The organism is Chroococcidiopsis sp. SAG 2025 (assembly GCF_032860985.1).
In the GTDB taxonomy this organism is placed as follows: domain Bacteria; phylum Cyanobacteriota; class Cyanobacteriia; order Cyanobacteriales; family Chroococcidiopsidaceae; genus Chroococcidiopsis.
In genome coordinates this window covers 5,869,225-5,890,852 of sequence record NZ_JAOCNC010000001.1, presented here as the reverse complement: position 1 = coordinate 5,890,852, position 21,628 = coordinate 5,869,225, and the positions used below count along the sequence as shown (strand labels likewise).

Sequence of the window (21,628 nt, the reverse complement as noted above, 5' to 3'; positions counted from 1 at the left end):
TTAACAACTACACATATCTTAACAAATATTTTGGAGCGCGATCGCGCTCCACTTCAAACTCTAGCTCTAGGCATATATCTGAAGAAGTACAGTTGATGGAGATAGGATTGAGATTTTTCATAAACTTGATAGAGATGCGATCGAACACTCAGTTAATTCATCAATTTTTGGGACTTGCCTGAAAAGAATCATTCGCTCGTATATCTTGGGGAGGAAGGTAGATTAACTTATCTTCTATCCCGTGAATGATTTTCAAACTCTGTTTGCGCGTAAGACAATACGGTTGTTCGTCACTGTATTAAAAAAATCATGGCAAGCCCAATAGAATTTACTTTATTTGCTCCATATAACAAAGGTGCGAAGCTAATTGGCTGCTTTTCCAATTGGGAAGAGATACCGATGGAAAAAGGTAAAGACGGGTACTTTCGGACAAAAGTTGAATTAGAAGATGGCGTATATCAATATAAGTTTCGCGTCCAGTCTAAATCTTGGTTCTTTGAACCCGACCAATGGGTAGATGTTATCGATCCTTATGCTACAGATATCGATAACCCAACGCAGAATGCAGTAGTGCGGGTAAAAGATGGACAGCGGATTCTGGATACTTATGTATGGCAACACGATGACAAGCCATTACCGAGCGATCGCGAGTTGGTAATATATGAAATGCACGTTGGCGATTTTTCTGGTGGTGAAGACGACCCTCACGCACGCGGTAAATACAAACATGCGATCGAAAAGTTAGACTACCTGTGCGAACTTGGTGTTAACGCAATTGAATTGATGCCAGTCAAAGAATACCCTGGAGATCATAGCTGGGGATACAATCCCCGTCACTTTTTCGCCACAGAATCCAGCTACGGTTCTACAGAAGGATTGAAAAAACTGATCGATGAATGCCATGCAAAAGGCATTCGCGTTATCATGGATGGGATTTACAACCACTCAGAAGCAGAAAGTCCGCTCACTCAAATCGACCACGATTATTGGTATCATCACGAACCCCGCGACCCTGATAATAACTGGGGACCAGAGTTTAATTACGAACACTACGACGAAAATTTAGAAACTTATCCAGCACGGAAATTTATTGGCGACAACGTGCGATTTTGGGTAGAAGAATATCATATTGACGGCATTCGCTTCGATGCTGCAAGGCAAATTGATAACTACGACTTCATGCATTGGATAGTAAATGAAGCCAAGCAAAAAGCTAGCATGAAGCCTTTCTATACTGTTGCCGAACACATTCCCGAAACAACATCCATTACTAATGTAGATGGTCCAATGGATGGTTGCTGGCATGATAGTTTTTATCACGATGTTTTGGCGCACATTTGCGGTGACACCTTCGATTTAGAACGACTCAAAGATGTTATTGACTGCAAGCGTCAGGGTTTCATGGGTGCAACTAATGTTGTCAATTACCTGACCAACCACGACCACAACCATTTGATGGTAGAGTTTGGCGATCGCCAAATCTTTGACGAAGAAGCCTTTAGACGAATTAAACTGGGAGTTGCCTTATTAATGACAGCTGTTGGCGTTCCCTTAATTTGGATGGGTGAGGAGTTTGGCGAATATAAGCCGAAAACAACTGAATCTGCCAAAATCGAGTGGGGACTGCTGGGCAACGATCTCAATCGCAACTTATTTGAATACTACAAAGGATTAATTAACCTCCGCAAGCACAACCACGCACTTTACACGGAAAATATCGACTTCTTCCACGAAAATCCAGAAGCTAAAGTCGTAGCTTACACTCGTTGGAACGATGAAGGTTCCCGCGTAGTTGTTATTGCTAATTTCTCAGAAAACTTTTTAGCTGGATATCGCGTCGATAACTTCCCTGCTGCTGGAAAATGGCACGAATGGACGGGTAATTACGACCTCGAATCTGGGGAAGATATGCTGCTGGATATTGGTCCTTACGAAGCCAAAGTTTTTGTTTGGCAGTAGTAAGGTAGGGTGCGTTGTTAACGCACCCGACAAATTTAACGATGCATGTGTTGTTCCAGTAATTGTTGCGCCCTTGGACGATAAATTAAATAGAATAAAGCCTCAAGATAACGCAACAAGTCTTCGCGGTTTTCTTTGGAAATAAAATTCCAGAAACCGTAAATTCGTGCCAGAGATAACAGGCGCGTAGTATGAATTTTCCAAGTATAAGTGCTGTAAACTCGGTCAATTCCCCGCGTGGAGATTTCATACCAATAATTAGGATTTTGTTCGCATTTCGTCACAAATTCCAAAATTTTATCGGCTGTTTCCTCTAGATGCGTTGGGTTGATGTAGAAACCATTTACCTTATCTTGAATGATTTCTAGCGGTCCCCCGAACTGAGTAGCAAAAGTCGGTAAACCAGAAATCATCGCCTCTAATACAGTTAAGCCGAAAGCTTCAAATAACGCTGGCTGCACGAAAATACCGTGACGGTCAGCAATGACCCGATAAACTTCCCCAGAAGCAGATTTAGGCAAGCGTACCCCTAACCAGCGAATCTTGCCATGCAAATTGTACTGGTCGATGATGCTGTAAAGCTTGACAATTTCATCCTTCTCTTCGTTGTCTTCCGATTCTTCAACGCGCAATTTCCCAGCAATTAAGATTAAATTGCAATGTTCTTGCAATGCTTCGCTTTTACCAAAACACTCAGCTAAACCAGTTAAGTTTTTGATCCGGTCTAACCTGGCTACCGAGAAAATCGGACGCTTGCTGGCGTCGTCAAGTTTGCCGTAAGCTTGAACGGGGTCGTCCAAGGTAAATAATAGGTCTTCTACCCGTTCGCGATCGCTTTGTACGCGGTCTTCCATCCGCGAATATGGGAAGTAGTAACTTTCATTCACACCAGGTGGAACCACGTTAAATTTAGGGCTGAATAGTTCGACTCCGTTGACAACGTGGTACAAGTCTGGCATTGTAAAGGACTTATAGGATTCATACTGCCCGACACTATCACGAGTTCCGACAATTTCTTGGTAGGTGCTGCTAATGACAAAATTAGCCGCATTCATGGCAATCAGATCGGCAGTAAATTGGAGCGAGAAGTGATATTTATCTTCTAAATCTTGCCAGTACAGATTACTAAACAAATATTTAGACTTTTCTAGCGCGTGGGCAATATTACACTGAGTAATCTTCATCCGTCGCGATAGTAAGAATGCGACTAAATTACCGTCAGAATAGTTACCGATAATTAGATCGGGTTTTCCATGCAATTCTGCTAGTAATTCCTTCTCAGCATCGATCGCGAAAGTTTCTAGGTAGGGCCATAACTCAAACCGCGAGATCCAGTTTTGTGTCAGTTTAGGATTGAATTCTCGCAACGGGACGCGCAAGATCCAAGCATTTTCCGTTCCATAAACTTTCTCTAATCTTTGATTGCAAAGAGTTCCATCGCTATTAGGAATTAAGCGGGTGAGAATGACCACTTTCGGCTTCACATTCATCCCGTCCAAACCCGCCAGGGTCGTATCTTCCTGCAACTGTTTTTCTAAACTTTTTACCTGGTCGAGGATGTATACCACCTGACCCCCTGTATCGGGTCGTCCCAAAACTCCCTCTTGTCCGAACCAGCCGTGGGACGAAACAAGGGCGATCTTAAAGATCATCGGAATCCGAGAAATAAAAGCTTCCAGGGTTTGCGGATCGGGAGAATCGATCAATTCATCGAGAATACTTAAAGTGTCCTGTACTCGCCCCGCCGTGTTTCCCCAGCCAGGTTCAAACCCCATCATTTGTAAGTCAAATTTGAAATTTTCGTAGGGTTCTTCACTGGGGCGATCGCCCACAAATGCGATCGCTCTTTTGATTTGATCGGATAATTGTTGATGGGACTTAATTCTGCCATTAATTAGCAGTTGAATTCCATCATATTGATGTACCTGGAGGAAGTTAAACATGCTTTCCAACCATTGTCTGGGGTCTTGAAACAATTTGCTGGAAAGATAGCGGTTGAGATACTGTACCCCCTTACCAATATTTTTCGGGTCGCGAATGGTTGGAGTGTAGTCGTAAAAAGGTCCAAAATCGAGTTCGAGAATATCCCCTTCATTTGGATGGTAGCGGTTGACAAAGCGATCGCGAACATCGAGTAATTCCTGTATCGTCAGCACTTCTACCATCAAATCTTCTGTGATTCGGTAGAATTCTTGACTGGCAATTTTTTGGCGGATAATTAAACAAAGATTACCATTTTCTAGAATGATTTCTTGGGTATAGTAAATGAGCTTACCCAGATAAGAACCGCTATAAAATTCAGCCGACTTTTGGTACTTATTGCAATACTCGACATACGACATCAAAATGTCATTTCTCAACAAGTACTTCTTATCTTGATGGCGAATCTCGCTAAAAAACTGGCGCAGATCGCTTCTTTCTTCACTATCGAGAACAGCTTGCAGCAGTTCGGACATGATAAATTCCCCAAGAATGTTGTAATTGGTAGTTGGTGATTGGTAATTGGTAATTGGTAGTTGGTAGTTGGTGAGGGGCGTTTTTCCCTATTCCCGACTCCCGTACGGGCGGGTTTTGAACGAAGATCTATTGCCTTAACTGACGATCTTTTGCTAAACCCACCCCTACCGACTCCCTAAATTCCATACAATTCGCCAAATTTTTGTTTGATGTAGCTGATAAAGGGTTCGATTTGCAGGGGACTACCAGTCACCCGTTGGATTAATTCCGCTGCCGTATACTTGCGACCGTGTTGGTAGAGATTTTGTTTCAGCCAGTCGTGCAAGGTGGTAAAGTTACCAGAGGCGATTTGTTGAGGAATTTCTGGATGTGCTTGCGTTGCAGTAGCAAAGAATTGAGCGCTCATTAAGTTACCGAGGGTATACCCTTGGAACGCACCGCCAATCGCGCCACCGTACCAGTGGACATCCTGTAAAACGCCAATACCATCGTTGGGTGGGGTAATGCCAAGGTCGGATTTGTAACGTTCGTTCCAAGCGTCAGGAAGGTCGCGAACTGCTAATTTACCTTCTAATAACTGCAATTCCAGGTCGAAACGAATCAAGACGTGGAGATTATACGTTACTTCGTCGGCATCGGTGCGAATGAGCGATCGCTCGACTTTATTAATCGCTCGGTAAAATGTTTCTAAGTCAACTTTTCCTAACTGTTGGGGAAAGGTTTCCTGCAACTGGGGATAAAAGCATTTCCAAAAAGGACGACTTCTGCCCACCATATTTTCCCACAACCGCGATTGACTTTCATGCACTCCCGCTGAAGTTCCTCCCGCTAGTGGCGTAGCTTCGTATGCCCGACTCACCCCCTGTTCGTAGAGTGCGTGTCCGGTTTCGTGTATTGTACTAAACATCCCTTCGTTCAAATCGTTTTCGCGCACGCGGGTGGTGATGCGGACATCCCCTGTAGAGAATTTAATCATGAAGGGGTGTAGGGTTTTGTCCTGTCGTCCCCGTTGAAAATCGTAACCGAGTTGTTCGATAACTTTTAAGCTGAAATCGAGTTGTTCGGCTTCGGGGAAATGCTGGTGCAAGCAAGATGCATCAGCTACGGGTTGAGAAGCAATTGCTTCGACAATGGGGACGAGTTCCTGACGCAGTTGAGTAAATAGCGATCGCACGCTCTTGACTGTCATGCCATAATCTGCGTCTGCAATCAGTGGATCGGCAATATGCTCGTACCCGGGAAAAAAGTTAGCGCGATCGCGACTCAGTTCTAATGTCTTTTCTAAATAAGGCGCAACTGTAGCAAAATCATTTGTAGCCCTTGCCTTTGCCCAAACTTCATAACACTCAGCCGTATGTTGTGAAAACTTAGCTGTAAAAGCAGGGGGAATATTGACCGCGCGTTCGTAGTCGTGGCGCGTGATGCGGATCAGGCTGGCTTCATCTGAATCGTAGGCTAAGCTTTGTTCGTAGGGGCGTAAATCTTCTAATAGTTGTCCGATTTGCGGATCGGTAAATTTGGTGTGGGCAATTTGCGCTAGCGTGGCTAATTGCCTTCCCCGTGCGGCTGCGCCTTCGGGAGGCATATATGTTGCTTGATCCCAATAAAGAAGGGAAGCAGCCGACTCAATGTCGTTAATCTCTGTCAGGAGGGTTTTGAGTTGGGCGAGTTTGGGTTCTGTCTTTTCCAGGGTTTGCATGGGCTGAGCGTGTGGATTCAGGTTCCTTTTGTCAATACTAAGTCCGACTTGCCCAGATGTGCATGGAATTGCCAACTATTTTCAGGAAACAGGAAACTCTAGTCTGAGAAAGGGCAAATGTAGTCCGTAGCTACATTAACAAAGTCTGTTAGCGCAGACTTATGGAAAACTACAGTTGAAACCCGTGCAGATGGGTTGAGTCTTGATAGCGGCAATTTATAATTGCCAAGCTTCAGCTTCTTGCTTCCCGCCTGAAAGCATCAGATCGCTTGTACAGCATAACTATTTCAAAAATCGCTCGATTTAGCACAAAAGTACTATTATTGACAGATTTCGGGAACTCAACTTATTTCTTCTGTATTGAAATTTAGCTGTGGGCGATCGCGGTCAACCGATTGCTTACAAAATAGAGTTTTCTAGGAGAAGCACAATGGACAACGATGCTATTCAACAAGAAATAATGGCACTTCTCAATCAGGAAGATATATTGTCCTCACTAAATACGATATTTCAAAAATATGGCGTGTTAGACACTAAAAATATTTCCATAGAATTCAATTTTTTTGAGAAAACATCATCCGATCGCGATTGTCGTCCAAATTCCAGCGTGTTGCCAGCACCCTCACCAGATAGTGTATTCCGAACCACTGCCTGGTTTTGCCCTTGCCCCCCAAACCAAGCTTGTGCGCCACCTCCTGGGAAGTGGATTGGGTGATGCAGCTACAGGTATGTTTAGAAGTATTCCTGCGACCAGCGAGTTTTTCTAAGTCATACTATTGCCTGTCTGACATACTCAGATATGCTCTTAAGTATGTCGATGTCTGAGTAAATTTGAAAATGGCTCAAAGTAGGAGTAGTTGGGGTTGGCGGCTACGGCTGGCGTGCTGTGTAGCCGTTAGTGGAGCGATCGCCACTGAAGATCGAATTTCAGCTCAGGTTGTTCCCGACAATACATTAGGTGCTGAAAGCTCATCAGTCAACCAAACTACTCCTCTAACTTCTCAAATTGAAGGTGGAGCAGCCCGAGGCAAAAATCTATTTCACAGCTTCGAGCAGTTTTCTATCCCAGCAAATGGTGAAGTGCGCTTCAATAACGGTCTGAATATTGAAAATATTATCACCCGCGTGACTGGCTCTACTGCTTCTAATATCGATGGCGCGATCGCCGCTAACGGTAGCGCCAACTTATTGTTAATCAATCCAAATGGAATTATTTTTGGCACGAATGCCTCGCTCAATATTGGCGGTTCATTTCTCGCCAGTACAGCGCGTAGCATTATTTTTTCCGATAGCACTCAGTTCGATGCTAACAAGTCTCAAACTACGCCCTTACTAACAGTTAATACGCCGATCGGCTTGCAATTTGGTTCCAATTCTGGCGCGATCGTTAACCGCTCTCAAGCGTCTCTCAACGGAGCAGTAAATTACTTTGGCTTTCCTGCTGGTTTACAGGTAGTGACAGGTAAAACATTAGCACTTGTAGGAGGTAGTATTTTACAAGAGGGTGGAAATATGACAGCAGCAGAGGGACGAATTGAACTAGGCAGTGTTTTCGATAATAGTTTAGTGAATCTCAATCCCACCGAAAAAGGCTGGAAGTTGGGATACGAGCAGGTACAAAATTTTCAAAATATTGAGTTAAATAGCTTTGCAAACATACCTTATTTAGATGTCAGTGGTGAAAGTAATGGCGATCTTCACCTTCAAGGTAAGGTAATTCAAATTAACAATTATGGATTAACTTCTATAAATAGACAAGAAATACAGCCAGGAAATTTGACGATAAATGCCTCAGATAATATAGAATTGGTAGGCGTAAATACCGTAATATCTACTCTAACTTTTGGAACAGGAAATGGAGGAAGTATTACTTTCAATACTAAAAATTTAATTGTGAGAGAAGGGGCGCAAGTTTTCACTTCTACTTTTGCTACAGGTGCTGGAGAAAAATTAACTGTTAATGCATCAGAGTCAGTACAAATAATTGGTAGTTTTCCTTTATCTATTGATGATTTTGAGGCATTTAGTAGTTTATCTAGTGCAACTGCTGCTGCTGGAGATGCAGGAGACTTAACAATTAATACTTCAAAACTAATTGTCAGAGATGGAGCAAAAATATCCACAGCATCAGAGGGGATTGTCTTCGATCTAACTCTCAACCAATTCGTACCAGCAACAGGCAAAGGAGGAAACCTCACTATCAATGCATCTGAATCTATAGAGCTGACGGGGACTACAAAAAATGGTTCTCCGAGTACCTTAAGTGCGATCGCTCAAGGTGGTGCAGCTGCTGGAAATCTGAGAATTAATACAAAAAGTTTGACGATTGGGAATGAGGCGGAAATAAGTGTCAGCAGTTTCGGTACAGGTAATGCAGGAAACTTAGAAGTTACAGCTAACTCCATCCATGTAGAAGATGGTGGCAAACTTACGGCTACTAGTAAATTCAGCAGTGACGGTGGAAATATAAACTTACAAAACCTGGACTTACTTACATTACGCAATAATGGTGAAATTTCTACGAGTGCTGAAGGTGCAGGCGATGGTGGCAATATAAATGTTGATACAGACAATCTAGTACTAGCAGAAAGAAGCAAAATTACAGCTAAAGCTGTCGATGGTCGCGGTGGTAATATCAGCATTACAACCCAAGGACTTTTTGTGTCTCCCGATAGTACGATCGATGCCACATCCGATCGCGGCATTAATGGAATAGTAGAAATTAGAAGACCAGATGTAGACCCCAGCGCTGAGTTAGTTATCTTACCAGCAGATGTCGTTGATGTCAGCGGTTTGGTAGCTCAAGGGTGTTCTGCAAGTGGAGGCATAGCATCAGGAGAAAGCAGCTTTACCATCACCGGACGAGGTGGCTTACCCCCAACTCCCGCTGAAGCAACCAGAAGGGGAGCGTAATAAATTATTATGCCTTGCACTACATTGAAACACGCCGTTCACAAATGATTAATTTATTGAGAATTGCACGACTTAATTTCCTATTTTTTCGTCGCTCATTCTCATTAAGCTTGAGGTTTTCAACGGCGTACTACAAAACACAATAATTTATTACGCTTCCAACCAGAAGCGAGTCCATCTTGGCAGATTTGGGCATCACGGAAAAGTTAAAAGTTAGAAGTCAAAAGTCAAAAGCAATTTCGACTCCTGTACGGGCGGGTATGAAGTCAAGATCGGTTGCCTCATCCGTCAATCTTTCGCTAAACTCGCCCCGACGCTTCCCGATTCCCGCAGAATCTTCCAATAAAGTTAATCCCGCCCCACTTGTGGAAGCTACAGGGTGGGTGGTAGGTTCTAATGGTGAGGTCGTACTGACCGCTGCTGTTACTACCGATACGCTTAATATTCCTTGGTTTAGACCGAATAGCTGTAATGGAACGTAAATTTTACAATAGTTTTGCATCCCTCCTCATCCAAATAACGGGAGGGATTGGTTGTATAAGCATTAGTTTTTGTTTACTGACTTCCAGTATTAATGCTAGACCCGATCCTGCGGTTGTTGCACGGACAAACTTACAAGCACAACTCCCAATAGCCCAGGCTCCCCCGCCTCCCTGCACCGCCACCGCGTCCCAAGATGTAATTCCGCGCCCCGAACCCGCGCCTCCAGAACTCCCGACACCCACTCCCTTACCACCACCAGAAGATTTATTACAGCCACCTGACGCACCTCCCACACCCGCACCAGTACCGGGAAAAATTCCAGAAAAACTCACAGTGAAACGGTTTGAGGTGACTGGCAGTACGGTATTTAGCCCCCAAGATTTCGAGAAAGTTTTAACTCCCTCACAAAATCGATCGCTGTCTTTTGCCGAACTATTTCAAGCCCGTACTGCCGTTACGCAACTATATATAGATAAAGGATATATTACCTCTGGAGCTTTAATTCCACCCCAAGCTATTCAAGACGGCGTAGTGAAAATTCAAGTCGTCGAAGGGGGATTAGAAGCAGTTAACATACAGGGAACGCGGCGATTAAGACCTAGCTACATTCGCGATCGCATTCCGCAAGCCACACCCTTGAACCAACAACGCCTGTTAGAGGCTTTGCAACTGCTACAACTCAATCCCTTAATTCAAAACCTGTCAGCCGAACTTTCAGCAGGGACTCGTGCAGGTACGAGCGTGTTAGATGTCACTGTGAAAGAAGCAGATACTTTTGATACACAAATTGTCTTAGATAACGGGCGATCGCCTAGTGTTGGTAGCTTCCGGCGACGGGTGCAATTGAATCAAGCGAATTTACTTGGATTTGGCGATGGGTTGAGTTTTGCATATAGCAATACCGACGGTAGCAACGGCGTAGACGGCAGTTATACAATCCCGATAAACGCTAAAAATGGCACGGTAAGCTTGAATGTTGGATTTACCGACAGCAACGTGATCGAACCTCCATTCGACGACCTCGAAATTGATGGTAATTCCCGCTATTTTGAACTCAGCTATCGTCAACCTATATTACAATCTCCCAATCGCGAATTTGCCCTCGGTTTGACGGCAGCGCGACGCGAAAGCGAAATTTCTTCTGATGTTTTAGAAGAGTTTGGCTATCCTTCCTCTTTACTCTCACCAGGCGCAGATGAAGATGGAGATACTCGCATCTCAGCCGTACAATTCTTTCAAGAGTGGACGCAACGTAACACGAGAGAAGTGATCGCAGCGCGATCGCAATTCAATTTAGGTGTGGGAGCGTTCGACGCTACGATTAACAGTAACGATCCAGACAGCCGCTTCTTCTCCTGGCAAGGACAAGCGCAATGGGTACGGTTGCTGGCTCCCGATACTTTATTTTTACTCCGTACAAATATCCAAATTGCTGACGATCCGCTCGTACCATTAGAACAATTTGGCGTAGGTGGACTCGAAAGCGTCAGAGGCTACCGTCAAGATGCACTGCTATCAGATGGTGGTTTATTTGCTTCGGCAGAACTGCGCATTCCAGTTTATCGCGTTCCCGAACGGCAACTAACGCTGCAAGTCACGCCCTTCGTCGATTTTGGCACGATTTGGAATGAGGCTGGGCGATCGGTTGAAGATTTGACTCCGCCTGAAGACGAAGATACCTTAGTATCTGTAGGCTTAGGATTGCGCTTTCAACTAGCAGACACCGTAACTGCTCGTCTAGATTGGGGTATTCCCTTAGTAGATATTGAAGACCGCGATCGCACCTGGCAAGAAAACGGCGTATATTTTTCGGTGAATTACAGCTTATTTTAAGGCAAGAGGCAAGAGGTAAGAGGTGAGAGGTAATAACAATGTCAATCTCAAAAACTTACCTCGCAGTATTATTAATTTTCCTCCCTGGAACGGCGATCGCAGCTCCATCCGCTCCAGAAATCGCTGTGCAACCAACACGAAGCAGTGGTGATGGCGCACAATTATTGCAACAAGGCAGAGAACTCTATACAGCCGGACAATTTGCCCAAGCAGTGAAAATCTGGCAACAAGCAGCGCAAAACTATGGAGCCAAAGGAGATCGGCTCAATCTCGCGATCGCTTCCAGCAACTTATCACTAGCCTATCAGCAACTCGGACAGTGGCAGCAGGCAGAACAGGCGATCGCTGTTAGTTTTGATGCGTTGCAAGGGAGTAGGGAGCAGGGAGCAGGGAGCAGGGGAAAGAGAGCTGGGGGAGAAGTACAATCCAAAATCCAAAATTCTCTAGCCACTAGTCACCAGCCACTAGTCACTTCCCCGACTTCCGACTCCCGAATTCTGCCAATTCTCGCTCAAGCCTTAAATACCCAAGCCAGCCTGCAATTGGGATTGGGACAAGCAGAATCAGCCTTAAGTACGTGGCAACAAGCCGCTACTATGTACGAACGAGCAGGCGATGCCTACGGCAAGAACGAAGTTCTACGCCTTGGGGTCATCCGTAGTTTACTAAATCAAAGTCAAGCACTGCAAGCCTTGGGGCTGTATCGTCGGGCTTTAGAAACCTTAACCTTAGCCGATCGCCGCCTCAGCGCTACCCCAGATTCTCCACTCAAAGCTGCCGGACTTCGCCAAATGGGGAACCTACTGCGATCGATAGGCGATTTGCCACAGTCCCAACAAGTATTGCAACGGAGTTTAGTCTTAGCGCGAAAACTCAACTCACAGTCAGATATTGCGGCTAGCCTATTTAGCCTTGGCAATACAGCGCGATCGCAAAAAGACAATCCAACTGCCTTAGCCTACTATCAACAGGCTGCTACTACCGCGATCGCGCCGATCGCAAAACTGCAAGCCAGACTTAACCAATTCAGCCTATTAGTAGACACGCAAGATTCTACTACCCAATCGCTCATTCCCGAAATTCAATCTCTGCTTGCTACCATCCCCCCCAGTAGTAAAACAGTATATGCCCAAATTGATTTCGCTCAAAGTTTGATGAAACAAGGGAGCAGAGAGCAGGGAGCAGGGAGCAGGGAGAAGAGAGCTGAGGGAGCTGAGGGAGCTGAGGGAGAAAAAACAACACTCAACCGTCAACCGTCTTCACGGAGTGTAGCGCCAGCGTTTACCGTCAACCGTCAACCGTCAACAACCAATTACCAATTACCAATTACCCAAATTGCCCAATTACTAGCAAATGCTGTCAACCAATCTCGCAATTTGGGAGATCGACGAGCTGAGGCTTATGCAGTAGGTAATTTAGGTAGTTTATACGAGCAAAATCGGCAATGGCAAAGCGCTCAAGAGCTGACCGAACAGGCTTTAATCTTATCTCAGGCAGTGAATGCACCGGATATTACTTATCGCTGGCAATGGCAATTGGCACGTTTACTGAGAGCGCAGGGAGATACTCCAGGGGCGATCGCCACCTACAGAGAAGCAGTAAAAACTTTAAAATCTTTGCGTAACGATCTCGTTGCAGTCAACCCAGAAATTCAATTTAATTTTCGCGATGAAGTAGAACCAATCTATCGAGAACTCGTTGCTTTGCTGTTATCTGGGCAAAAGTCAGGCGAAACTCCTCAGCAAAACCTCGCCCAGGCACGCGAAACGATCGAAGCATTGCAGTTAGCGGAACTAGATAACTTTTTTCGGGAAGCCTGTATCGAAGCCCAACCTGTAGCGATCGATAATGTGGTGGATCGGGATAATCCTACAGCAGCGGTAATTTATCCAATTATTTTACCCGATCGCCTGGAAGTGATTCTCAAAATTCCCCAGCAACCCCTGCGCCACTACACGATCCATCAGCCACAAACTCAGGTCGAGCAAACGGTAGAACGATTGCAGCGATCGCTGACCGAGCCGGATCGTACCAAAGATGTCAGAGATTTATCTCAACAAATATATAGTTGGCTGATCCAACCTGTTGCCAACGAGTTGCAACAAAGCGGAGTCAAAACCCTAGTATTCGTCCCAGATGGGGCGTTGCGAAATATTCCCATGTCTGCATTATTTGATGGTAAGCAATATCTGGTAGAAAAATACGCGATCGCCGTTAGTCCAGGTTTGCAACTCATCAACCCTCAGCCTATCTCTCCAGCCAATCTCAAAGCCTTAACTGCTGGACTTAGCGTTCCTCCTGCTAACTCTCCCTTTCCACCCTTACCCGCTGTCAGGTTGGAATTTAATTTAATTCAACAAGCCGGAGTCGCGATCGCCGAATTACTCGATCGCGCCTTTACTAGCAAGAGCCTAGAAACCAAGATCGACTCAACTAGCTTCAACGTAATTCATTTAGCGACTCACGGTCAATTCAGTTCTCAAGCCGAGAATACATTTATCCTCGCCGCTGATGGACCAATTAACGTCAGGAAATTTGATGACTTATTGCGATCGCGTCATCGTCGCCGTCCGAATGCGATCGAATTACTCGTCCTCAGCGCGTGCGAAACTGCTACAGGAGACAGACGCGCTGCCCTGGGACTGGCGGGAATTGCAGTCAGGGCTGGGGCTAGGAGTACCTTAGCTTCTCTGTGGCAAATTGACGATGAAGCGACGGCTATTTTTATTGGTGAATTTTACAAACAACTCACCAAAACTCAACTCACCCGTGCCGAAGCCCTACGTCAAGCCCAACTGAATCTGATGAAAAATTATCCTAACTACCGTCGTCCTGGCTACTGGGCAGCTTATGTTTTAGTGGGAAATTGGCTGTAATAGTTATAAGGGAGCAGGGAGCAGGGAGTAGGGAGCAGTAACCAGTGACCTGTTACCAGTCAACAATCCACTATACCCCATACCCTACACCCCATTCATCACGCACCACGCACCACGCACCGTTCACCACGCTATCGTGGAATATACACCCACAGATGTAAACAAATATAATGCAGCCGCAGGCATTAAGGCGATCGCCAAAACGCAAATCTTCCCCAAGGTTTAGTTCTCAACCCAAACATCCCCTCAAACGCTTACTCACCTACACTCGCCACTATCGGGGGCAGATTTGGCTGGCATCTCTCTATTCTGTCTTAAATAAAATCTTCGATCTGGCTCCACCTGCATTGATTGGTGTTGCTGTTGATGTGGTAGTACAGCGTCAAGATTCAATTATTGCCCGTTGGGGAGTTAAGGATGTTTTTACTCAATTTCTGATTCTCTCCGTCCTCACGGTCATTATTTGGATACTAGAATCAATTTTTGAATATGCCTATGCCAGGAAGTGGCGTAATTTGGCGCAGAGGATTCAACACGAACTCCGCCTCGATGCTTACAACCACTTGCAAGAATTAGAACTCGCCTATTTTGAAGAACGCAGTACGGGCGGATTGATGTCAGTTTTGAGCGATGATATCAATCAATTAGAGCGATTTTTGGATAATGGCGCTAATGAAATTATCCAAGTTACCGCTACGGTTCTAATTATCGGCGGGGCTTTCTTTATTCTCGCTCCTAGCGTCGCTTGGATGGCGATGTTACCCATGCCTTTTATTTTGTGGGGTTCGGTAGCGTTTCAACGACTTTTGGCTCCGCGTTATGCAGAGGTGCGAGAAAAAGTTAGCTTATTGAATGCAAGGCTGGCAAATAATTTGTCAGGAATCATGACGATCAAAAGCTTTACTGCTGAAGCCTATGAATCAAGCAGACTTGCGGAGGAAAGTCAAGCCTATCGTCAGAGTAATAAAAAAGCGATCTCGCTGTCTGCTGCCTTCGTTCCCTTAATTCGGATGATTATTTTAGCGGGTTTTACCGCTTTACTTTTATTTGGAGGCATGGAGGCGATCGCGGGCAGAATGTCTGTAGGAACGTACAGCGTATTGATCTTTTTAATTCAGCGTTTATTGTGGCCCCTGACTAGATTAGGCGAAACCTTCGACCAATATCAACGGGCAATGGCTTCTACAAATCGAGTGATGAATTTACTCGATACTCCGATTGATATTCATACTGGAGATATTGCTTTACCAATTCATAAGGTCAAAGGAGAGGTGATATTAAAAGATGTTACCTTTGCTTATTACGAGCGATCGCCCGTCATTGAAAATCTATCTTTGCAGATTCCTGCCGGAAAAACCATCGCGATTGTTGGTTCCACGGGTTCGGGAAAGAGTACTTTAGTTAAACTCCTGCTCAGATTATACGAAGTGCGATCGGGAACGATTACTTTAGATGGGATCGATATCCGCGATTTAAAATTGAGAGATTTACGCGCTTGTATTGGCTTAGTTAGTCAGGATGTCTTCTTATTTCACGGTACTGTAGCCGAGAATATTGCCTATGGTAGTCCTGATGCCAATCTAGATAAAATTATCTCAGCGGCAAAGGTTGCAGAAGCGCATGAATTTATCATGCAACTGCCCCAAGATTATGAAACAATTGTGGGGGAAAGGGGACAAAAATTATCAGGCGGACAACGACAGAGAATTGCGATCGCCCGTGCAGTATTAAAGAACCCACCAATTTTAATCTTGGATGAAGCGACATCAGCCGTCGATAACGAAACAGAAGCAGCTATTCAGCGATCGCTCGAACGAATTATTGTCGATAGAACTACAATTGCGATCGCCCATCGCCTTTCTACTGTCCGCAATGCCGATTGTATCTACGTCATGGAGTATGGCAAACTGATCGAATTGGGAACCCACGAACAACTCCTAGAACGTGGAGGAATTTACGCCACGCTCTGGCGCGTCCAATCCGGCTTAAGATAATTACAACTTACGACTTACGACTTACGACTTATGTTCTCATTTGGTAGCCCTCAACCTGTCGGACAAGATGGACAATGGCGACAGCAATTAGATTGGTTTGTTAAGGAGAATCAACAAGAGTTAGCAGCGCTATCTTGGGGGTTATTTCTGGAAAAAGGAGCCAGCGATGACACCTTGGGTATCGACATCCAACCGACACCGCATTTTATCTTTTGTCCTAAATCTGCAATTGGAAAATTAAACGATCGCGTCAACAGTCAGATCCAAGAAATTTTAGGATTTATTGATGCTCATAATCCTGAAAAACAAGTTTTAATTCTTGGTATTGGTAACGGACAAATTAAGTTAATTCAATTTGAAATCGAACCTCCTCCTCCTGTTTGTTTCGAGCATCTTGCTTCTGATGTAGATACATTATTAGGTAGATTAGAGCAGCGTTTGAGCCAGTACATGCAAACATGACTTTTAAACTAGAAAATGTCGTCCCTTGGGGGCGCTCGATGCAAGAATACGTAAGGATGTTCGACCTCAAACCTAACGAACTAAAACTAAACATTCTGGATTGTGGTGGTGGTCCCGCTAGCTTTAATGCAGAAATGGCGCAACAAGGATACAGCGTAATTTCTGGCGATCCAATCTATCAATTTACTGCGGCAGAAATTGCTCGACGAGTACAGGAGACTTATCAAACCATTATTGACGGAACTAAAATTCATTACGATCGCTTTGTTTGGCAAGATATTCAGTCGCCGGAAGAATTGGGAAAAATTAGACTAGCGGCGATGAATAAATTTATTGCCGATTTTCCCTTGGGACTGCAACAAGGTAGATATGTTATAGATGAATTACCTCACCTATCATTTCATTCGCATCAGTTCGATTTAGCGCTATGTTCTCATTTCTTATTCACTTATTCCGATAATCTTTCCTTGGATTTTCACTTAGCAGCAATTAGCGAAATGTGTCGAGTAGCAAAAGAAGTCAGAATTTTTCCACTATTAGTTCAATTTTCAGGAGAAATTTCGCCGTGGCTGCAACCAGTTATGGATGAAATGCAAAAGCAAGGGTGTAAAGTAGAAATTAGACAAGTAGCTTATCAGTTTCAAAAAGGCGGCGATCGCCTTTTAACAGTGACCAGTGTCCAGTAATCAGTTACCAGTTTCTTATTTCATGTTGGTTGGGTTTAAGTTAGGAGCCAATTGGTGGTAAGCGCATAAGGCGCGGGTGAAATCCGTGTTTTAAATCATTGGTTTCCTTCTGTCTCCTGTTTCCTTTAACTTTTGACTTTTGACTTTTGACTTTTAACTTGCTTATATTTAGGTTTGGCATTCTGCGAATTCTATGCTTTGGAATAGTCTCCTATGACTCAAATTGTCTGGATTGCTCGTCACGCTAATCGTCATGATTTTGTCAATCCTGAGTGGTTTCTCTCCGCAGAACGACCCTTCGATCCACCGATTTCTGAAGATGGTAAAGTTCAAGCTCAACAACTGGCGCAACGGCTGAAGGGAGAAAATATCAGTCATATTTTTGCTTCCCCATTTTTGCGCACGGTGCAAACAGCTAACTACGTAGCAGAAGCCCTCAGTCTTTCGATTAACTTAGAATCTGGTTTGAGCGAATGGCTCAATCCTGCTTGGATGCCACAAGCGCCAAAAAGAGCGCCCCTAGAAGTTTTAACCCGCATGTTTCCCAGGATCGACACTAGCTATACTTCTCGCGTCACGGCAGAATATCCCGAAACTGGAAAAGTTGCCCTAGAACGGGCTGGCAAAACGGCTCGGTTATTAGCAGAAGAATTTTCCAAAGATATTCTGTTGGTAGGACATGGGGCATCTGTAGTAGGTGCAACAATGGGTCTGGTAGGCGCAACGGCTCAAACAGAGGTTAACGCTGCTTTATGCTGTTTAGTGAAAGTTGTCCGTCCAGCTCCAGAACAACCTTGGGTGATGGAGTTAAATGGTGACACATCTCACTTAAGTAAAACCGAAAAAATTATTCGATTTCATTAAAGCGATCACTATGACAATACTGTTAGCAGGAGATATTGGTGGCACGAAGACGATCTTGCGTCTGGTGGAGACAACAGAAGCAACACCCACACCTCTTTACGAACAACGCTATAACAGTCGCGACTATCCAGATTTAGCGCCCATAGTCCAAGAGTTTTTAGCCACATCTGAGGAAAAGTTAGGCAAAAAACTCTTACCGCAAAAAGCTTGTTTTGCGATCGCGGGTCCAGTTGTCAACAATACAGTACAGTTAACCAACCTGACTTGGTTGCTAGAAGCATCCAGGCTAGAAGAAGAATTGGGGATCGAGTCCATCTCCCTAATCAACGACTTCGCCGCTGTTGGTTACGGTATATTGGGTTTGCAGGAATCAGATTTACACACTCTCCAAGCAGGTAAACCCCAAACAGGTACGCCCATCGCGGTAATTGGTGCAGGAACGGGATTAGGGCAGGGATTTTTAATTCAGCAAGGCGACATTTACCATGTCTTTAGTTCCGAAGGCGGACATGCTGATTTCGCGCCTCGTTCCGAGTTAGACTTTCACCTCTTGAAATATCTATTGGACAAGCACGACATCCAACGAGTTTCAGTAGAACGAGTGGTATCGGGACAAGGAATTGTCGCCATCTACGAATTTTTACGCGATCGCCAAAACGTGAAAGAATCGCCAGAAATTGCCCAAGTTGTAGCAGCTTGGGAAAAACAAGCTGGCAAGAAAGAAAAAACCGTCGATCCAGCCGCCGCAATTTCCAAAGCCGCCCTAGAAAAAAGCGATCGCTTGTCAGAACGGGTAATGCAGATTTTTGTTGAGGCTTACGGCGCAGAAGCAGGAAACCTCGCCCTCAAACTCTTACCATATGCAGGGTTATACATTGCTGGTGGCATCGCTGCGAAAATTCTCCCCCTGATGCAAGAAGGTACTTTTATCCGCACCTTCACCAGTAAGGGACGGATGCGACCTTTACTCGAAAACGTTCCCGTGCATATCGTCCTGCGATCGGACATTGGGCTAGTTGGTGCTGCGATCGCGGCAGATCGTTTGTAGATGGAGACAATTCGCAATTCGCAATACCCCTACGATACTCGCAAGCTACGCAATTCGCTATGACCTCTGTAAGGGCGGGTTTTGAGGAAAGATTTCTTGCCGTGGCTGTGAATTTCGGGCTAAACCCGCCCCTACACGACACCCTTTGCCAACTCCCGTACGGGCGGGTTCACCAGACAACTTTGTTTTGACAGAGATTTTTGGTCAACCCGCCCCTACCGACTCCCCCAAATAACAATGACAATCCGGTTTCTCAATTGTCGATTCAACTAAAGCATTCAGGGCTACTGCCGCTAATAATCCGCCGCCCATTGTCCCCTCAATCGTAATGTAGGGAATACCAGAACGCATCAAGCGACGTTTGGCAGATGGGGCATGGCTGAACCCAATTGGCATTCCGATGATTAAAGCGGGTTGAAAATGTCCCTTGGCAATAGCATCACAAGCAGCAATCAGTACTGATGGGGCGTATCCCACGACAAAAATACAGCCTGGTGGTAACTTTTGTAGCTGTTCTTGCCATTGATTTTGATGCCAAAAAGCTTGCTCGGCTTCCACAACGCTGCTAACGTGAGGATCGGCGATTAAGGTAGTAACTGTACAACCTAAATGAGACAAGCGGGTGCGATCGCAAGCCGCAACTACAGGGGTAACATCGCCGACAATCTCACAGCTTTGAGTGAGGGCATGACGAGCCGCCGCGATCGCCCCTTTACCCACACGGATAAAATTAACTAAACTGACATCGCCGCAAGCAAGCACCAGTTTGGACAGCAAATCGATTTCAATCTCCGAACGATTGGAGAGATCGGGTAATAATTGTTGCAAAGATTCCTGAAATTCTTCTGGGTGAGCGTGAGTCGCTGCATCCCAATTTTCCCACAATTGTTCTAACTGTCCCAATCCGTCTTGGCTTTCCACTTCTAATAAGCGTAACTGCGCGATCGCCTCTGCTTGCAGGTTTTGACAGGAGCGATCGCGTCCGAGCAGTCCTTCTAGTGCCGTCGCTGTCTGCCGCAATCGCGCCATTTGTTGCATCACCGAGTGATATTGTTGTTGTAATTGATGTGTTAGATTTTTTACTTCTGTAGCAGCATCGCTTTTGAGGAGTTCGCGAATGTGGGAAAGTTGAAAGCCTTGCTGTTTTAGTGCCACAATCCGCCGCAACTGTTGCACGTTTTCCTGAGTATAGAGGCGATAATTGCTATGCGATCGCTCTGGGGGTGGCAAAATGCCGAGTTGGTGATAGTGTCGTACCATCCGAGGAGTACAATTTCCCCCCACTGCTTCGGTAAGTTCTTTGATGGTTAAACGTGCGGCTGTCATGTTTTTCAAGAAAGAATGCGATCGCAAATTTAAGTTAATTACATCAAATAGTTATATAGCCCGCGTAGAGACGTTACATGTAACGTCTCTACGCGGAAAGCGTTCGCAAATTAATTTGAATTGCTATAGATTAATTCCACCATATCAAATCGAGTCCTATGCTTAACTTACCAGCGATCGATCCCTTTTTGAAATTTAAAACTCGCAGCATATTTATTTTATCTTTAATTTTTATTGTTGAGTTTATATTTATTTCTGGGTTATTAATACTCTTTTTTGACTGGTATATTGACGTTCCGATATTTTCCCATCTCACTTACTATCTTTTGGTACTTTTACTTAGTGTCTGGATTTTACATAGATTTCATCAATTGTCCATTCACCCTAAACATTTAATTGGCAAATTACCAAGTTGCGATCGCTGGCTATCTTTATGTGGAATCGCCCTTGCTATCTGTCTATTCACGCGGGGAATTGACCAACTATTTTTTTTTAGTTTATCTTTAATTTCGCCCTCATTCACTGTAAGTTTGATTAATTGGTTGCCAGATCCCCCTGCTAGTACTTCGGCTTTACCAGTTCTTGCTTACTTATTGAATGTAATTTCTTTAGTTGTAGTAGCTCCCGTTACAGAAGAATTTATTTTTCGAGGTATTCTCATGCATCGGTGGGCAACGAAATGGGGAATATTGCCAGCAACATTAGTTTCTGCAATAATTTTTGGTTTAGGTCATATTGTTCCCTTCGGTGCAGCAGTTTTTGGAATTTTGATGACACTGCTTTATTTCAAAACTCGCACGTTAATCGTACCTGCGATCGCTCATGCCATGAATAATGCTGCCACGATTGTTCTAGAATTATTCTTTCCCAGTCAACAGATAGCGACAAATTATAATTTTCCTGAATATTTGCATTGGGGAATCGTACTGATAATAATTTCAGCTCCTTTTGTGCTGCGTTTTACCTATAAAAATTGGTACAAAAAGCAATTATTATTACCTTATTTTACTAATGCATTTCAAATGTAG

General features: G+C 44.6%; 16 protein-coding genes. 12 read left to right on the top strand and 4 right to left on the bottom strand.

The features are described 5' to 3' along the window. Positions 1–309: 309 nt before the first annotated feature. A complete protein-coding gene (locus tag N4J56_RS28840) occupies positions 310–1,959 on the top strand; it encodes an alpha-amylase family glycosyl hydrolase (protein WP_317109605.1) in 1,650 nt (549 codons plus the stop codon). A 35-nt stretch (positions 1,960–1,994) separates the two neighbouring features. On the opposite strand, the gene N4J56_RS28835 is transcribed toward N4J56_RS28840, so the two are convergent. Both N4J56_RS28835 and N4J56_RS28830 read right to left on the bottom strand, forming a co-directional pair. Then, positions 1,995–4,415 (bottom strand): sucrose synthase, encoded by a 2,421-nt coding sequence (locus N4J56_RS28835; RefSeq protein WP_317109603.1) that lies wholly within the window; start codon positions 4,413–4,415, stop codon positions 1,995–1,997. A 176-nt stretch (positions 4,416–4,591) separates the two neighbouring features. Beyond that, complete coding sequence (locus N4J56_RS28830) at positions 4,592–6,115, bottom strand: carboxypeptidase M32 (RefSeq protein ID WP_317109601.1); 1,524 nt, start codon at positions 6,113–6,115, stop codon at positions 4,592–4,594. Positions 6,116–6,545: 430 nt separating this feature from the next. On the opposite strand from N4J56_RS28830, the gene N4J56_RS28825 reads away from it, so the two are divergent. Then, the gene (locus N4J56_RS28825; protein WP_317109599.1) at positions 6,546–6,830 is read left to right on the top strand and encodes a hypothetical protein; all 285 of its coding nucleotides are present in this window, start codon (positions 6,546–6,548) and stop codon (positions 6,828–6,830) included. Positions 6,831–6,952: 122 nt separating this feature from the next. Next, complete coding sequence (locus N4J56_RS28820) at positions 6,953–9,028, top strand: filamentous hemagglutinin N-terminal domain-containing protein (RefSeq protein ID WP_317109597.1); 2,076 nt, start codon at positions 6,953–6,955, stop codon at positions 9,026–9,028. A gap of 220 nt (positions 9,029–9,248) precedes the next feature. Here the strand turns inward: N4J56_RS28820 and N4J56_RS28815 are convergent, their stop codons facing one another. Continuing rightward, positions 9,249–9,530, bottom strand: a complete 282-nt coding sequence (locus N4J56_RS28815; protein ID WP_317109595.1) for a hypothetical protein — start codon at positions 9,528–9,530, stop codon at positions 9,249–9,251. On the opposite strand from N4J56_RS28815, the gene N4J56_RS28810 reads away from it, so the two are divergent. From N4J56_RS28810 to N4J56_RS28775, 8 genes are all read left to right on the top strand, one after another. Beyond that, positions 9,500–11,344, top strand: coding sequence for a ShlB/FhaC/HecB family hemolysin secretion/activation protein (locus N4J56_RS28810; RefSeq protein WP_317109593.1), 1,845 nt, complete (start codon positions 9,500–9,502; stop codon positions 11,342–11,344). The genes N4J56_RS28815 and N4J56_RS28810 overlap by 31 nt on opposite strands. A 38-nt stretch (positions 11,345–11,382) precedes the next feature. Continuing rightward, a complete protein-coding gene (locus tag N4J56_RS28805; RefSeq protein ID WP_317109591.1) occupies positions 11,383–14,220 on the top strand; it encodes a CHAT domain-containing protein in 2,838 nt (945 codons plus the stop codon). Positions 14,221–14,390: 170 nt separating this feature from the next. Beyond that, positions 14,391–16,214 (top strand): ABC transporter ATP-binding protein, encoded by a 1,824-nt coding sequence (locus tag N4J56_RS28800; RefSeq protein ID WP_317109589.1) that lies wholly within the window; start codon positions 14,391–14,393, stop codon positions 16,212–16,214. A gap of 30 nt (positions 16,215–16,244) precedes the next feature. Then, complete coding sequence (locus tag N4J56_RS28795; RefSeq protein WP_317109587.1) at positions 16,245–16,676, top strand: hypothetical protein; 432 nt, start codon at positions 16,245–16,247, stop codon at positions 16,674–16,676. Further along, on the top strand, positions 16,673–17,362 hold the full coding sequence (locus N4J56_RS28790; protein ID WP_317109586.1) for a hypothetical protein: 690 nt from the start codon (positions 16,673–16,675) through the stop codon (positions 17,360–17,362). Before N4J56_RS28795 ends, N4J56_RS28790 begins: the two co-directional genes overlap by 4 nt. A 213-nt stretch (positions 17,363–17,575) precedes the next feature. Further along, positions 17,576–18,226 (top strand): histidine phosphatase family protein, encoded by a 651-nt coding sequence (locus tag N4J56_RS28785; RefSeq protein WP_317109585.1) that lies wholly within the window; start codon positions 17,576–17,578, stop codon positions 18,224–18,226. 10 nt (positions 18,227–18,236) lie between these two features. Beyond that, complete coding sequence (locus N4J56_RS28780) at positions 18,237–19,274, top strand: glucokinase (protein WP_317109584.1); 1,038 nt, start codon at positions 18,237–18,239, stop codon at positions 19,272–19,274. Positions 19,275–19,333: 59 nt separating this feature from the next. Next, positions 19,334–19,465: a hypothetical protein gene (locus N4J56_RS28775; RefSeq protein WP_317109582.1), complete on the top strand. Its 132-nt coding sequence runs from the start codon at positions 19,334–19,336 to the stop codon at positions 19,463–19,465. Between the two features lie 13 nt (positions 19,466–19,478). Here N4J56_RS28775 and N4J56_RS28770 read toward each other — a convergent pair whose 3' ends face one another. Beyond that, entirely contained in the window at positions 19,479–20,600 is a 1,122-nt protein-coding gene (locus N4J56_RS28770) for a precorrin-8X methylmutase (protein ID WP_317109580.1), read from the bottom strand. A gap of 158 nt (positions 20,601–20,758) precedes the next feature. Between N4J56_RS28770 and N4J56_RS28765 the strand changes: the two genes are divergently transcribed. Further along, positions 20,759–21,628: a CPBP family intramembrane glutamic endopeptidase gene (locus N4J56_RS28765; RefSeq protein WP_317109579.1), complete on the top strand. Its 870-nt coding sequence runs from the start codon at positions 20,759–20,761 to the stop codon at positions 21,626–21,628.